We start from the raw sequence: 14,025 nt of genomic DNA, 5'->3' as shown, positions 1-14,025 counted from the left end.
TGGACTGATGGACATGACGGATTCCGGGCTGATCCCGGCGCCGCGGCACCTCGCGTGGGCACCGGGCCGCCCCCGGCAGGAAGGCCTCGGCGGGCGGGCGGGCATCGACGCGCGGACGACGATCGAGGCCCGGCTCGGCACCGAGGGCGTGGCGCGCTGGCTGCGGGCCACGCTGGGCGCGGCCACCGGGTTCGGCCTGGGGGACGGGCACGACACCGACCACCGGATCGTGCTGGGCATCGATCCGCACCTCGCCCCCGAGGGCTACCGGCTCGTCGTCGAGGGTCGCACGCACCGGATCGAGGGAGGCGCCCCGGCGGGGGTCTTCTGGGGCGCGCAGACCTTCAGGCAACTGCTCGGCCCCGACGCGTACCGCAGGGCTCCGCTGCGGCCGGACCGGGACTGGGAACTGCCGGAGGTGACCGTCGAGGACGCCCCCCGATTCCCCTGGCGCGGTCTCATGCTCGACGTGTCCCGGCACTTCATGCCGAAGGAAGGCGTCCTGCGTCACCTCGACCTGCTGGCCGCGCACAAACTCAACGTCTTCCACTTCCACCTCACCGACGACCAAGGGTGGCGTGTTCAGATCAAGCGCTTCCCGAGGCTGACCGAGGTCGGATCCTGGCGGGCGCGCACGAAATTCGGCCACCGCGCCTCGCCGCTGTGGGAGGAGAAGCCGCACGGGGGCTTCTACACCCAGGACGACATCCGCGAGATCGTCGCGTACGCGGCCGAGCGGCATATCAGCGTCGTGCCGGAGATCGACATCCCGGGGCACTCGCAGGCCGCCATCGCCGCGTATCCGGAACTGGGCAACTCCGACGTCATCGACACCGCCTCCTTGACCGTCTGGGACTCCTGGGGCGTCTCCAAAAACGTACTCGCCCCCACTGACGACACCCTGCGCTTCTACGAGGGGGTGTTCGAGGAACTCCTCGACCTGTTCCCGGCGGACGCCGGGCCGTTCTCGCACTTCTTCCACATCGGCGGCGACGAGTGCGCCAAGGAACAGTGGGAGCGGTCGCCGGCCGCGCAGGCGCGTATCCAGGAGCTGGATCTCGCGGACGAGGACGAGTTGCAGTCCTGGTTCGTCCGGCATTTCGACAACTGGCTCTCGGCGCGCGGCCGTCGGCTGATCGGCTGGGACGAGATCCTGGAGGGCGGGCTCGCGGACGGCGCGGCGGTGTCCTCGTGGCGGGGGTACCAGGGCGGCATCACGGCCGCCCGCGCGGGCCACGACGTCGTCATGTGCCCCGAGCAGCAGGTGTACTTGGACTACCGCCAGGACGCCGGCGAGGACGAGCCGGTGCCCATCGCCTACGTCCGCACCCTGGAGGACGTCTACCGCTTCGAGCCCGTTCCGTCCGAGCTCACCGAGGCGGAGGCGCGGCATGTGCTGGGCACCCAGGCCAACGTGTGGACCGAGGTGATGGAGGACCCCGCGCGCGTGGACTACCAGGTCTTTCCCCGGCTCGCGGCCTTCGCGGAGGTCGCCTGGAGCGCGCTTCCGGCCCCCGCGGAGCGTGACTTCGCCGGCTTCGAGCGGCGGATGGCCGCCCACTACGGGCGACTTGACGCCCTGGGAGTGGCCTATCGGCCGCCCGGAGGCCCGCTTCCGTGGCAAAAGCGCCCGGGGGTGCTCGGACGCCCGATCGAGGGGGCGCCCCCAAACGTGTGAGGCGGCTCCCGGGCGGCGTGTCCCGGACCGCCCGGGTCCGCCACCGGGGCCCGACGAGGAAAAAGAGGCCCAAGGGTCACCGAAGAGTGGCAATTCGCACTGACCGGCGATGCCGTACGAAAACGGACCATCTCCCTGGTGAGGGGGGCGAATGCCTCCTAGCGGACCCCCGCGTCGGGGGCCGGGGAAGATGTGCCAGAGTTGCCACGTCCGCCCTGTCAGCACGTACCGTACGCGCAACACAGGTGGGACCAGGTGGGGCAGCGGGAAGGGGCAGCCGGTTTGACCACGCACGCACCGCAGGCGGCGCAGGCCGTGACGCTGCCCGCCTCGCTGGACGAGGCAGTGGCGGCGCTGGCCGCCATGCCCGCCGCCGTTCCGGTGGCCGGCGGCACCGACCTCATGGCCGCGGTCAACTCCGGACAACTGCGGCCCGCCGCGCTCGTCGGCCTCGGCCGGATCAGCGAGATCCGCGGCTGGCAGTACCAGGACGGCCACGCGCTGCTCGGCGCCGGCCTCACCCACGCCCGCATGGGGCGCCCCGACTTCGCCGCCCTCATCCCCGCGCTGGCCGCCGCCGCGCGCGCCGCGGGGCCGCCGCAGATCCGCAACGCGGGCACCCTGGGCGGCAACATCGCCTCGGCCGCCCCCACCGGGGACGCGCTGCCCGTGCTGGCCGCACTGGAGGCCACGCTGGTCATCGCGGGCCAGGGCGGCTCCCGCCGGGAGATCCCGGTGTCGCACCTGCTCGCGGGCATGGAAATGCTCCGCGGCGGTGAACTCATCGGCTACGTGCGCGTTCCGCTGCTGCACGCCCCGCAGGTCTTCCTGAAGGCGACGGGACGCACCGGTCCCGGGCGGGCGATCGCGTCCGTGGCGCTGGTCCTCGACCCGGCCCGGCGCGGCGTGCGGTGCGCCGTCGGAGCCATAGCTCCGATGCCGCTGCGTCCCCTGGACGCGGAGGCATGGGTCGCCCAGCTGATCGACTGGGACAACAACCGCGCGATCGTGCCGGAGGCGCTCACCGCGTTCGGCGAGTACGTCGCGGCGGCCTGCATTCCCGACCCCGTCCCGGCCGAGGACGGTTCCGTACAACCACTTCCGCCCGCCGTACTGCATCTGCGCCGCACCGTCGCCGCGCTGGCCCGACGAGCACTGGGGAGGGCACTGTCGTGACCGACGACCAGCACGAAGAGGGCGCTCCGCAGGGCAGGGGCCGCTGGGATCCCCTCCCGCAGGGCGACTACGACGACGGCGCCACCGCCTTCGTCAAGCTCCCCGAGGGAGGCATCGAAGCCCTCCTCGCGGAACGGGACCGCAACAGCAACAGCCCGCTCGCGGCGCCCGGACACGGCTATGTGCCCCCGGAGATCACCGCGGCGCCCCCGGCGCAGGACCAGGGCGGCACGGACGCCTGGGGCGCGCCGGGCGAGGCGGCCCAGTGGCCCGAGCCGGGCACCGCGCACCAGGACACCGGACATCACCGGACCTCGCACGACGGGTTCTCGTACCACCCCGGCGCCACCGGGCAGTGGGACTTCGGGGAGGTGGCCCAGGAGGGCGCCTCCGGCGGGCACCACGCGGGCGGCGCTCCCGGGCACGACGTCACCGGACAGTGGTCGATTCCGGTCGCCGGAGGTGATCTTCCGGACGAATCGGGCGAGTTCACCACCTCGGCGCTCGTCGAGCAGTGGGGCGGCACCCCGCCCGCCACGCTCCCCGGCGGCGCGTCCGCGCCCTGGGCGACGACCGAGGCCATCGGGGAACCCTGGTCCGCCGCACCGCCGACGGCCGCTCCTGAGGCCGCTGAGGCCCCCGGGGCGCCCGCGCGGCCGACTCATGCCGAACGGCCCGCCGAGGCCGCCCAGCAGGCCGTGGAGCGCGCTCACGAGGCCTCCGAACCGGTCGCCGGACCCCTGTCCGCGGAAGGCACCCTCTCCGCGCCCCTCGAAGCGCGCGAACCGGACTCCGCCCGGCCGCCCGGCCCCGCCTCCGGCGAGGACGACTCCACGGCCCCCGACGCCGAAGTCGCCGCCGCCGACGCCGCGGACGAGCCCTCCGGCACGTCCGCGCACGACGAACACCCCCTCGCCTCGTACGTCCTGCGCGTCAACGGCGCCGACCGCCCGGTGACCGACGCCTGGATCGGCGAGTCGCTGCTCTACGTCCTGCGCGAGCGGCTCGGTCTAGCGGGCGCCAAGGACGGCTGCTCGCAGGGCGAGTGCGGCGCCTGCAACGTGCAGGTGGACGGGCGGCTCGTGGCGTCCTGCCTGGTGCCGGGCGTCACCGCGGCGGGCAGCGAGGTACGCACCGTGGAGGGCCTGGCCGCCGACGGCCAGCCCTCGGACGTGCAGCGCGCGCTGGCCAAGTGCGGTGCGGTGCAGTGCGGTTTCTGCGTACCGGGCATGGCCATGACCGTGCACGACCTCCTGGAGGGCAACCCCGCCCCCACCGAACTGGAGGCCCGCCAGGCGCTCTGCGGCAACCTGTGCCGCTGCTCCGGCTACCGGGGGGTCCTGGACGCCGTGCGCGAGGTCGTGGCCGAACGCGAGGCGCACAGCGCCGCCGCCGCCGAGTCCGTGCCGGACGCGGACGAACCACGCATCCCGCACCAGGCGGGCCCCGGCGCCGGCGGAGTCAACCCGTCGGCGTACGAGGACCCCTCTCCGTACGACGCCCGGGCGCCGTACGAGCAGCCGTACGGCCAGGACGGAGGCCAGGCGTGAGCAACGAGACCGTGACCGCGACTGCCGCGGCGACCGAGACCGGACCGGAGCCGCTGCCGCACGGGCTCGGCGTGTCGCTGCCCGCCGCGGAGGCCCGCGCCAAGACGGAGGGCACCTTCCCGTACGCGGCCGACCTGTGGGCCGAGGGCCTGCTCTGGGCGGCCGTCCTCAGGTCGCCCCACCCGCACGCGCGCATCGTGTCGATCGACACCAGCCACGCGCGCGAGATGGCCGGCGTACGCGCGGTCATCACCCACGAGGACGTGCCCGGCGCCGCCCTGCACGGCCGCGGCAGGGCGGACCGCCCCGTCTTCGCCTCCGAGGTCGTCCGCCACCACGGCGAGCCCATCGCCGCCGTCGCCGCCGACCACCCCGACACCGCGCGGATGGCCGCGGCCGCCGTCATCGTCGAGTACGAGGTGCTCGACCCGGTCACCGACCCGGAGCAGGCCTTCGAGGCCGAACCGCTGCACCCCGACGGCAACCTGATCCGGCACATCCCGCTGCGCCACGGCGATCCCGACGCGGCGGGCGAGGTCGTCGTCGAGGGCCTTTACCGCATCGGCCGCCAGGACCCGGCCCCGATCGGCGCGGAGGCCGGCCTCGCCGTGCCCCGCCCCGACGGCGGGGTGGAGCTCTACATCGCCTCCACCGACCCGCACGCCGACCGCGACACGGCCGCCGCCTGCTACGGCCTGGAGCCCGAGCGCGTGAAGGTCGTCGTCACCGGCGTGCCCGGCGCCACCGCGGACCGCGAGGACCAGGGCTTCCAGCTCCCGCTCGGACTGCTGGCCCTGAAGACCGGCTGCCCGGTGAAACTCACCGCTACGCGCGAGGAGTCCTTCCTCGGCCACGCCCACCGCCATCCCACGCTGCTGCGCTACCGCCACCACGCGGACGGCGACGGCAAGCTGGTGAAGGTCGAGGCGCAGATCCTGCTCGACGCGGGCGCGTACGCCGACACGTCCTCCGAGTCGCTGGCCGCGGCGGTCTCCTTCGCGTGCGGCCCCTACGTCGTCCCGAACGCCTTCATCGAGGGCTGGGCCGTACGCACCAACAACCCGCCCTCCGGCCATGTGCGCGGCGAGGGCGCCATGCAGGTCTGCGCCGCCTACGAGGCGCAGATGGACAAGCTGGCGAAGAAACTCGGCGTCGACCCGGCGGAGCTGCGTCTGCGCAACGCGATGGCCACCGGTGACGTGCTGCCGACCGGCCAGACGGTGACCTGCCCCGCCCCGGTCGCGGAACTCCTCCAGGCCGTACGGGACTTCCCGCTCCCCGCGCTCCCCAAGGACACGCCCGAGGACGAGTGGCTGCTCCCGGGCGGCCCCGAGGGCGCGGGCGAGCCCGGCGCCGTGCGCCGCGGAGTCGGCTACGGCCTCGGCATGGTCCACATGCTCGGCGCGGAGGGCACGGACGAGGTCTCCACGGCCACGGTCAAGGTCCACGACGGTGTCGCCACGGTGCTCTGCGCGGCCGTCGAGACCGGTCAGGGCTTCACCACGCTGGCCCGGCAGATCGTCCAGGAGACGCTCGGCATCGACGAGGTGCACGTGGCACCGGTCGACACCGACCAGCCGCCCGCCGGACCGAGCTGCCGGGGCCGCCACACGTGGGTGTCGGGCGGAGCGGTCGAACGCGCGGCGAAGATGGTCCGTACGCAGTTGCTGCAGCCCCTGGCGCACAAGTTCGGCATGTCCACCGAGCTGCTCCAGATCACCGACGGCAAGATCACGTCGTACGACGGCGTGCTCTCCACGACCGTCACCGAGGCGATGGACGGCAAGGAGCTGTGGGCCACCGCGCAGTGCCGCCCGCACCCGACCGAGCCGCTGGACGAAACGGGGCAGGGCGACGCCTTCGTGGGCCTCGCCTTCTGTGCGATCCGCGCGGTGGTGGACGTGGACATCGAACTGGGCTCGGTACGGGTCGTCGAACTCGCGCTCGCCCAGGACGTCGGCCGGATCCTCAACCCGGCGCAGCTCACGGCCCGGATCGAGGCGGGTGTCACCCAGGGCGTCGGCGCGGCGCTCTCCGAGAACCTGCGGACCGCGCGCGGCCTGGTCCGCCACCCCGACCTGACCGGCTACGCCCTCCCGACCGCCCTGGACGCGCCCGACATCCGCATCGTCAAGCTCGTCGAGGAGCGGGACGTCGTCGCGCCCTTCGGCGCGAAGGCGGCCAGTGCGGTGCCGGTCGTGACGTCCCCGGCCGCAGTGGCGTCCGCCGTGCGGGCGGCGACCGGGCGCCCGGTCAACCGCCTCCCGATCCGCCCGCAGGCCGCGGTGGTGACGACCGCATGACCACGTCAGAGCCCCCGGAGGAGGAGCCCCCGCAGCCGCAGCCGCAGCCGCAGCCGCAGGACGGCGACGGGGACCTGCCGCGCTACGAACCTCCGCCCAGTGTGGGCAAGCTCATGATCTGGGTGCTGCTGTTCTTCGTGGCGGCCCTGGCGGTCGTGCTGGGCGGCGTGTACTTCACCTGAGGGCGACGGAGCGTGGGCCTGAGTGCTCGACGCTCCGCGTGCGGGACGTCCGAACCCCGCCAGGTCCTGCCGTGGGTGGCTTGAACCGGCAGGTTTCCCGGCGGTGCCCACCGTGTGCCTGCGAGTTTCCGGCGTTGTCAGTGGGGCGGCGTATGGTTCTCGGTCAGTGGGGAACAGCCGCTGGGCGGTGGGGTGTTGCCCGGGGGAAGCACACAAGCGTTCACATGCGCGGGGGAGCCATGAGCACGACTGACACCGATGTCGTCGGCGCGATCACGCTGACCGAGGGCGAGCTGGATCCGTACATCACACACGCGGACACACGGCACCGGCTGACAGGCCCGGGACTGCCGTCCGACGGCACACTGCTGGGGTTCGGCACCCTGCGGGAGCACGGTCTGCGCAGGGTGACGGACCTGGCCTCGGACGCCGACAAGCTCGCCGAGGAGCTCCGTGACCAGCTGGTCATCGGGGCGCTGCGGACCTTCGACCGGGACCTGGAGTCGATCGTGCTGGACGGGTCGACCGGAAAGGTCGGCACGACGCACATCTCCTCCCACCCCGCCCTGATGGACCTCGCTCCGCTGGCGCCGTCCCTGGAGGCGCTGGTGCGTTTCGCGGCGGCCACGGAGGAGCTGGCCGCGCCCCAGGGGAAGTTCGCGTCCCTTGGGGGCCGGTTCGGGCCGAAGGCGGTCATGGAGGTCTCCGAGTCGCTGACCGAGGTCTTCGAGACGGGCGCGGGCGGTGAGGTGGCGGCGTACTGGCGGATGGCCGCGCTGATCCGCCCCCTCGCGCGGATCGCGGGCCCCGGCGAGGGGCTCCTGCTCGACCTGCCGCAGCGGCTGCTGGACGAGGAGTTCGGTCCGGGCGCGATCATGCGCTTCGAGGACGTCGACTTCCCGCCCGCGCTCGTGCACGAGCCGACGCGCCGTTTCCTGCGCGAGACGGGCCTGCCGGAGGACGGCCTGCTCTTCCAGCTGGACACGGAGGTGCCGCTGCCGGCCCTCACCGAGTACTACGCGGACGAGCGTGCCGAGGAGTTCGCCGCCGAGGAGCTGCCCGCGACGGCGGACCGGCTCATACGCCTCGGCTATCTCCTGGAGGACACCAGCCTCGTCGTGGACGGCACGACGGGCGCGGTCCTCGCCTGGAGCGAGCCGGACGCCACGCTGCGCCCGCTCAACGCCGACATCTCCACGCTCGCCTTCACCCTCTGGCTGCTGCACCGCGAGAAGTCGATCGACGCGGCGTACGACCTCACCGACTCCTACGAGCAGCTCGCCGCGACCATGGCGCAGACCCTCGCCGCGGTCGACCCGGTCGCCTGCGACCCGACCCCCAGGCTCGACGGCGACGACGGCTGGCGCTACTGGCCGGAGGCGTTCGAGGACCAGGCGGGCGGCACGCTGTACGCGTAGTGGTCCTCATCGCATCAGGACGGTCCGTATTCGGACAGGATGGGCCGTATCGGGTCAGGGTGGCTGATTGATGAGGGTCTTTGTGGGTATTTGACTGATATGAGTACCGCATCGATGCAGATTGCAGCGCCCAGCGGCCTGCTCAGCCTCGGGCTGTTCCTGGTCGCCGTGGCCCTCGTGACCCTGTTGGCCGGCAGTCTCTGGCTGGGCTGCCGCATCCGAGCACGCGAACAACTGCCGCGCCCCGAGGAGCAGCCGCAGCTGCCACCGGGCGGTGCGGTCCACGAGGTCCGTGAGATCCGAGAGGCCGCCGAGATCCCCAAGGTGGACAAGAGCGGGCACGCCCTCACCCCGTACGAACTGGCCCACTCGTCCCGGCCGAGCGCGTCGCAGGAGCGACCACGCTGGGTCGAGGGCGGAAGCGGCTCGTTCGGCAGCGGCGGCCTGGGGCCCCACTGAGGCACCCGGCCCCGAGAAGCCCCGCTGAGACCGCCCTCACCGGGGCACCGGCCCGCCGACACCGGGGCACCGCGCGGACCTACCACCCGCGGTGCCCCGTTCGCCTGCCCCGCGGCGGGGCCTGCGGACCTTTTGAGGCCGTGGCGGGAATCGAACCCGCGTAACTGGCTTGGCAGATTTGTCCGTGCTGGTCAAAGCGTGATCCAGATTCGTTCGCGCCTGTCCATTTCCTTACGCGTGCCCGCCGCGTAAACCGCTGGGGACGGCTCCGGACCGGGGTGAATGAGACGGTAACCGAGACGGAGCAGTCCGCAGCCGACCTGTGGTGACATCGCTGCCACGACGGGTTTCAAGACCGCCGACCAGCGGGACGTGAAAGCTGCTTGACCTGGGGCAATGCCAGCGCATCATCGCCTCAGCTCTAGCTTTGACCGGAGATCAGCCAAGTCCGGGCACCCACCGGCACAGGAAGAGAACCCCACACAAACACGGTGCCGCTGAACGTCGCGTTGGTGAAGTTGCCCCTGCCTCCGCTGAGCGTCACCTGGTCGAAGTCGACCGCGCCACCACTGAAGGTGGCGGCAGCCCCGAACCTCACGACGCAGCGGTACAACCAAAAGGGGAGGTCAGCGGTCTCATGTGCGTCCGGCATCCACCCGTCGGCCGTCCTGTCAGGGACCGGCCTGGTCGTGCGGCTGCCTGTCCACCCTCTCTCCAGGAGCCCCATGCGCCTCAAGCAGGTCTCGCTCGCGGCGGCGATATCCGTCGTCGCGGGTCTGACCACCGCTACCGTCGGCCTCACCGGGCCTGTCGCTTGGGCCGACGCCGACAACACGGCCGCGCTGCCGCTGTCGCACTACGCCCACATGATGGTCGACGGCGCTCACCAGCACCTCTTCTTCAGTCAGGGCGCCGGCACAACCGGCATCGTGGTGACCGACCTGTCCGGCAACCCCGTCACCACCATCGACGACGAGCAGGGCGCTGACGGCCTCGCGCTGTCCGCCGACGGCAAGACGCTGTACGCGGCCCTGACCGACGGCGACGCGATCGCCGCCATCGACACGGCGACGCTCACCGAGACCGGCCGCGTCGGCACCGGCACCGCCAGCACCCCGGTCTCCGTCGCCGTGGCCGGCGGCAAGGTCTGGTACGGCTACACGGCCGACGACGGCAAGGGCACCGTCGGCTCGGTGGACCCCTCCGCCGCCGACCCCGCGCCGACCCCGCAGCCCGTCATGCCGCACTGGTCGGCCGCCCCCCTTCTCAGCACAGGCGGCGGGGTGCTCGCGGTGCAGGACGCCCAGTCCTCCATGACCCACGTCGCCACCTACGAAGTCTCCTCCGGGACCGCCTCCCTCAAGGTCGACATGGGCCTCGGCGGCGCCGCGACGGGCCCCGTCCAGGTCACCGCGGACGGCACGAAACTGCTCGTTCCGCAGTCGGCCTCCGTGTACGTGTACAGCACGGCGGACCTAAGCGCCGCCAAGCCTTACGGGTACTACACCGGCGGCGTCAGCTCCTCCCCGGACTCCGTCGCGGTCGACTCCGACGGCACGATCGCCCTCGGCAGCACCGCGGGCTCGGGCGCGGGCGCCTACGTCTACGCGGCCGACCAGATCGCCGAGAACCACTTCGCCTTCCCGGCCGGCACCGTCGCCCGCGACGGCCTCGCCTGGGGCACCGACGGCCGCACGCTCTACGCCGTCACCCAGGACAAGGGGTCCTACACCCTCGACATCCTCGGCGACGCCAAGCTCACGGACACCCAGCTCTCCCTGAACACCCCGTCGCCGTACGCGATCCCCGCCCAGCAGTTCACGCTGAACGGAACGGTGGGCGGCCACGGCTTCGTGCCGGCCGGCGCCACGCTGAAGATCACCCGCGACGGCACCGATCTGCCCGACGCCACGGTCGGCGCGGACGGCTCGTTCAGCATCACCGACACCCGCCAGGACGAGGGCACGTACACCTACGAGGTGTCCTACGCCGGCGACGCGACGCACCGGCCCGCGACCACCGCGCTGACGGTGGGGGTGTCCAGACTCGGAACCTCCATCCCGTACCCGGAGTTCAGCTCGGCGGCGCCGCACGAGGTGGCCTTCACCGGCACGGTCATGACCGACCTGAGCCGCGGCCCCTTTGCACAGGGCGACACCGTCGAGGTGACCCGGACGAACGAGGACACGCACGAGTCGACGCGGCTCCCTGCGGCCCCGGTCGACCCGGCCACCGGCCGGTTCACGGTCACCGACGACCCGGGAACAGCCGGATGGTTCACCTACCGCCTGTCGTTCGGGGGTGACATCACCCACCAGCCGGGCGCGAACGACGTGAGCACCACCATCTCCCCCTACGCCCCGGCCCTCACGCTGAAGGCCCCTACGACCGCCACGCGAGGCGCCGCGCTGAGCTTCGGCGCCGTGCTGGGCGACGGCCCGTACGACAGCGGCGAGACGGTCACCGTGACCCACACGGACGCGGCGCACACCACGACGCCCGTGACGTGGACGGCCCCCGTGGCCGCCGACGGAACGATCATCGTCAAGGACACCCCGTCCACCGGCGGCAGCAACACCTACACGGTCAGCTACGCGGGCGACATCAGCCACCGGGCGGCCGCCGCCTCCGCGATCGTCCAGGTCTCGCGCGCCACGACGAGCCTGTCCGTGGCCGCCAACGCCTCGACCTACGCGTACGGCGCGACGGCCACCGTCACCGCCCACTTGGGCACCACGTACAACGGCCGTACGGTCTCGCTCTACGCCACGCCCGCCGGCGGTAAGAAGACGCTGGTCAAGACGGGCACCGTGGACAGCAAGGGCAACCTGACGGCCACGTACAAGCTCGCCAGCAACACGACGTTCACCGCCTCCTACGCGGGCGACTACCGCTACGCCCCGGCCACGGCCACCCGCGCCGTGAGCGACCAGGTGAAGGTCGCGCAGGCTCTGAGCGGCTACTACACGACTACCACGTACAGCGGCACGACCTACCGCGTCTACCACCACACGGTGCAGCCAACGGTGACCACGACCGTGTCGCCGAATAAGTCCGGCCAGTGCGTGCACTTGCAGGTCCAGCAGTACTACAGCGGTGCCTGGCACACGCTCAGCACCTCGGGCTGCTTCACGCTCGCCTCCAAGAGCGCCGTGGCGGCGCGGCTGAGCCTCTCCCACGCGGTCAACCAGAAATTCCGGGTGCGCTCGGAGTACGTCCACAGCTCGAAGGACACCACCAACGTGAGCACGTGGGGCGGCTGGCAGTACCTGACGGTCAGGACCTGAGTACCTGAGGCCACAGGTCCTGAATGGGCCGCATGACAAGTGAGCTGGCGACCGCGTCCATGCCAAAGGCCCCCTGGGATCATCCCGGGGGGCCTTGAACCGTGTGCACTGGAGGGTGCCGCCCTTGTCTTCTGCCTGGTCAGGCGGTGGAGGCCGTGGCGGGAATCGAACCCGCGTAACTCGCTTTGCAGGCGAGTCCCTGAACCACTCGGGCACACGGCCGTTCTCAGGTGCGGCACGGCTCACTCGTTCCGAACCTGATGGGTCGAACGTAGGCGCAGGCACGGGCGGGGCTCAAGGGATCCGCACCCGCTGCAACGGGACTGCCACACGCCGTTCACGAAACGCCTCGCGGGTGCGGCGCACGGGTGGTCGTACGACCAAAGAACCAGCTGATCACGGTCTTCGGACAGGAGCCAGTGCGGGTTGTGCCCCTTACGCTGACGGCCATGACCGCACTGGAACCACGGGACGCCGCAACCGCCCGGCCGCAGACCGGGGCCCAGGCCCGGGAAGGGGTGCTGAGCGGGCCGTACCGGGCGCTCAGCGTCGGGATCGTCTCCGTCGTGCTGCTGATCGCGTTCGAGGCGACGGCGGTCGGCACGGCCATGCCCGTGGCGGCCCGCGAGCTCGACGGGGTCGCGCTCTACGCGTTCGCGTTCTCGGGCTACTTCACGACGAGCCTGTTCGGGATGGTGCTCGCCGGCCAGTGGTCGGACCGGGACGGCCCCCTGGGCTCGCTGACCACGGGAATCGGGGCCTTCGCGGCGGGACTGATCCTGTCCGGTACGGCCGGCGGCATGTGGCTGTTCGTGCTCGGGCGGGCGGTGCAGGGGCTCGGCGGCGGCCTGGTGATCGTCGCGCTGTACGTGGTCGTGGGGCAGGCCTACCCGGAGCGGCTGCGGCCGTCGATCATGGCGGGCTTCGCGGCGGCCTGGGTGGTGCCGTCCGTGGTCGGGCCGCTCGCGGCGGGCGCGGTCACCGAACACCTCGGCTGGCGCTGGGTGTTCGTCGGCATGCCGGTTCTGGTCGTCCTCCCGCTGGCCCTCGCCCTGCCGCAGATCCGGCGGCGCACGCGGGGACGGCCGGCGGACGCCGCCTTCGTGCCCGCGGGCCGGCGGCGCATCCGCTCGGCGCTCGGGATCGCCCTCGGGGCGGGGCTGCTCCAGTACGCCGCCCAGGACCTGAGATGGCTGTCCCTCGTCCCGGCCGCGGCGGGGGCCGCGCTGCTCGTCCCGGCCGTGCTGCGGCTGCTCCCGGCCGGCACCTACCGGGCCGCGCGCGGCCTGCCCTCCGTGGTGCTGCTGCGCGGGGTCGCGGCCGGCTCCTTCGTCGCCGCCGAGTCCTTCGTGCCGCTCATGCTGGTCACCCAGCGCGGGCTGTCACCGACGCTCGCCGGGTTCTCGCTCGCGGCGGGCGGCGGGACCTGGGCGCTGGGTTCGTACGTGCAGTCGAGGCCGCGCGTGGAGCCGTACCGGGAGCGGCTGATGTTCTTCGGGATGGTGCTGGTCGCGGCCGCGATCGCCGCCGTGCCCAGCGTCCTGCTGCACGCCGTGCCGGTGTGGACCGTCGCGGTCGCCTGGGGGTTCGGCTGCTTCGGGATGGGGCTGGTGATCGCCTCGACCAGTGTGCTGCTGCTCCATCTCTCGGCACCCGAGGAGGCCGGCGCGAACTCCGCCTCGCTGCAGATCTCCGACGCCCTCTCCAACATCGTCCTGCTCGCGGCAGGCGGCGCGGCCTTCGCCTCCCTGGGCGGCGGCACGGTCACGGACACGGCCGCCTCGGCGGCCGGCTCCCACCCCGCCGCCTTCGCCGCCGTGTTCCTGCCGATGGCAGGCGTGGCACTGGCAGGCGCCTGGGTGACGACCCGGCTGCGCGCGCTGTGAGGTGGGTCGCATCCATGGGTGCCCCGGCGCCGTCCGCGCCGTGACGCATCCGGGTCGCCGGTAGGGTGGCCCGGTTGTCATACGTA

The 14,025-nt window shown here is 72.6% G+C and carries 9 protein-coding genes and 1 tRNA gene; 9 read left to right on the top strand and 1 reads right to left on the bottom strand.

Annotated features, from left to right (window positions below; genetic code table 11):
• Positions 1 to 13 precede the first annotated feature (13 nt).
• The 8 genes from OHB41_RS19245 (at position 14) to OHB41_RS19210 (ending at position 12,053) form a co-directional block, all read left to right on the top strand.
• A complete protein-coding gene (locus OHB41_RS19245; protein ID WP_266705991.1) occupies positions 14 to 1,678 on the top strand; it encodes a beta-N-acetylhexosaminidase in 1,665 nt (554 codons plus the stop codon).
• A 282-nt stretch (positions 1,679 to 1,960) separates the two neighbouring features.
• Entirely contained in the window at positions 1,961 to 2,854 is an 894-nt protein-coding gene (locus tag OHB41_RS19240) for an FAD binding domain-containing protein (protein ID WP_266699461.1), read from the top strand.
• The gene (locus OHB41_RS19235; protein ID WP_266699460.1) at positions 2,851 to 4,404 is read left to right on the top strand and encodes a (2Fe-2S)-binding protein; all 1,554 of its coding nucleotides are present in this window, start codon (positions 2,851 to 2,853) and stop codon (positions 4,402 to 4,404) included. Before OHB41_RS19240 ends, OHB41_RS19235 begins: the two co-directional genes overlap by 4 nt.
• A complete protein-coding gene (locus OHB41_RS19230) occupies positions 4,401 to 6,707 on the top strand; it encodes a xanthine dehydrogenase family protein molybdopterin-binding subunit (RefSeq protein WP_266699459.1) in 2,307 nt (768 codons plus the stop codon). The genes OHB41_RS19235 and OHB41_RS19230 overlap by 4 nt, the downstream gene beginning before the upstream one ends.
• On the top strand, positions 6,704 to 6,889 hold the full coding sequence (locus tag OHB41_RS19225; protein WP_266699458.1) for a hypothetical protein: 186 nt from the start codon (positions 6,704 to 6,706) through the stop codon (positions 6,887 to 6,889). The genes OHB41_RS19230 and OHB41_RS19225 overlap by 4 nt, the downstream gene beginning before the upstream one ends.
• Before the next feature lie 239 nt (positions 6,890 to 7,128).
• Positions 7,129 to 8,307 (top strand): SUKH-4 family immunity protein, encoded by a 1,179-nt coding sequence (locus OHB41_RS19220; protein WP_266699457.1) that lies wholly within the window; start codon positions 7,129 to 7,131, stop codon positions 8,305 to 8,307.
• A 39-nt stretch (positions 8,308 to 8,346) separates the two neighbouring features.
• A complete protein-coding gene (locus OHB41_RS19215) occupies positions 8,347 to 8,766 on the top strand; it encodes a DUF6479 family protein (RefSeq protein WP_526024938.1) in 420 nt (139 codons plus the stop codon).
• A gap of 725 nt (positions 8,767 to 9,491) precedes the next feature.
• Positions 9,492 to 12,053 carry a beta-propeller fold lactonase family protein gene (locus OHB41_RS19210; protein WP_266699455.1) on the top strand — a complete coding sequence of 854 codons (2,562 nt, stop codon included), beginning with the start codon at positions 9,492 to 9,494 and terminating at the stop codon, positions 12,051 to 12,053.
• A 147-nt stretch (positions 12,054 to 12,200) separates the two neighbouring features.
• On the opposite strand, the gene OHB41_RS19205 is transcribed toward OHB41_RS19210, so the two are convergent.
• A tRNA-Cys gene (locus OHB41_RS19205) sits at positions 12,201 to 12,275 on the bottom strand.
• 227 nt (positions 12,276 to 12,502) lie between these two features.
• Here OHB41_RS19205 and OHB41_RS19200 point away from each other — a divergent pair.
• Positions 12,503 to 13,939, top strand: coding sequence for an MFS transporter (locus OHB41_RS19200; protein ID WP_266699454.1), 1,437 nt, complete (start codon positions 12,503 to 12,505; stop codon positions 13,937 to 13,939).
• Positions 13,940 to 14,025 lie beyond the last annotated feature (86 nt).

Source organism: Streptomyces sp. NBC_01571, from assembly GCF_026339875.1.
Taxonomy (GTDB): Bacteria; Actinomycetota; Actinomycetes; order Streptomycetales; family Streptomycetaceae; genus Streptomyces.
The sequence above is the reverse complement of the archived record's forward strand: the minus strand, read 5'-3'. Positions and strand labels throughout refer to the sequence as shown.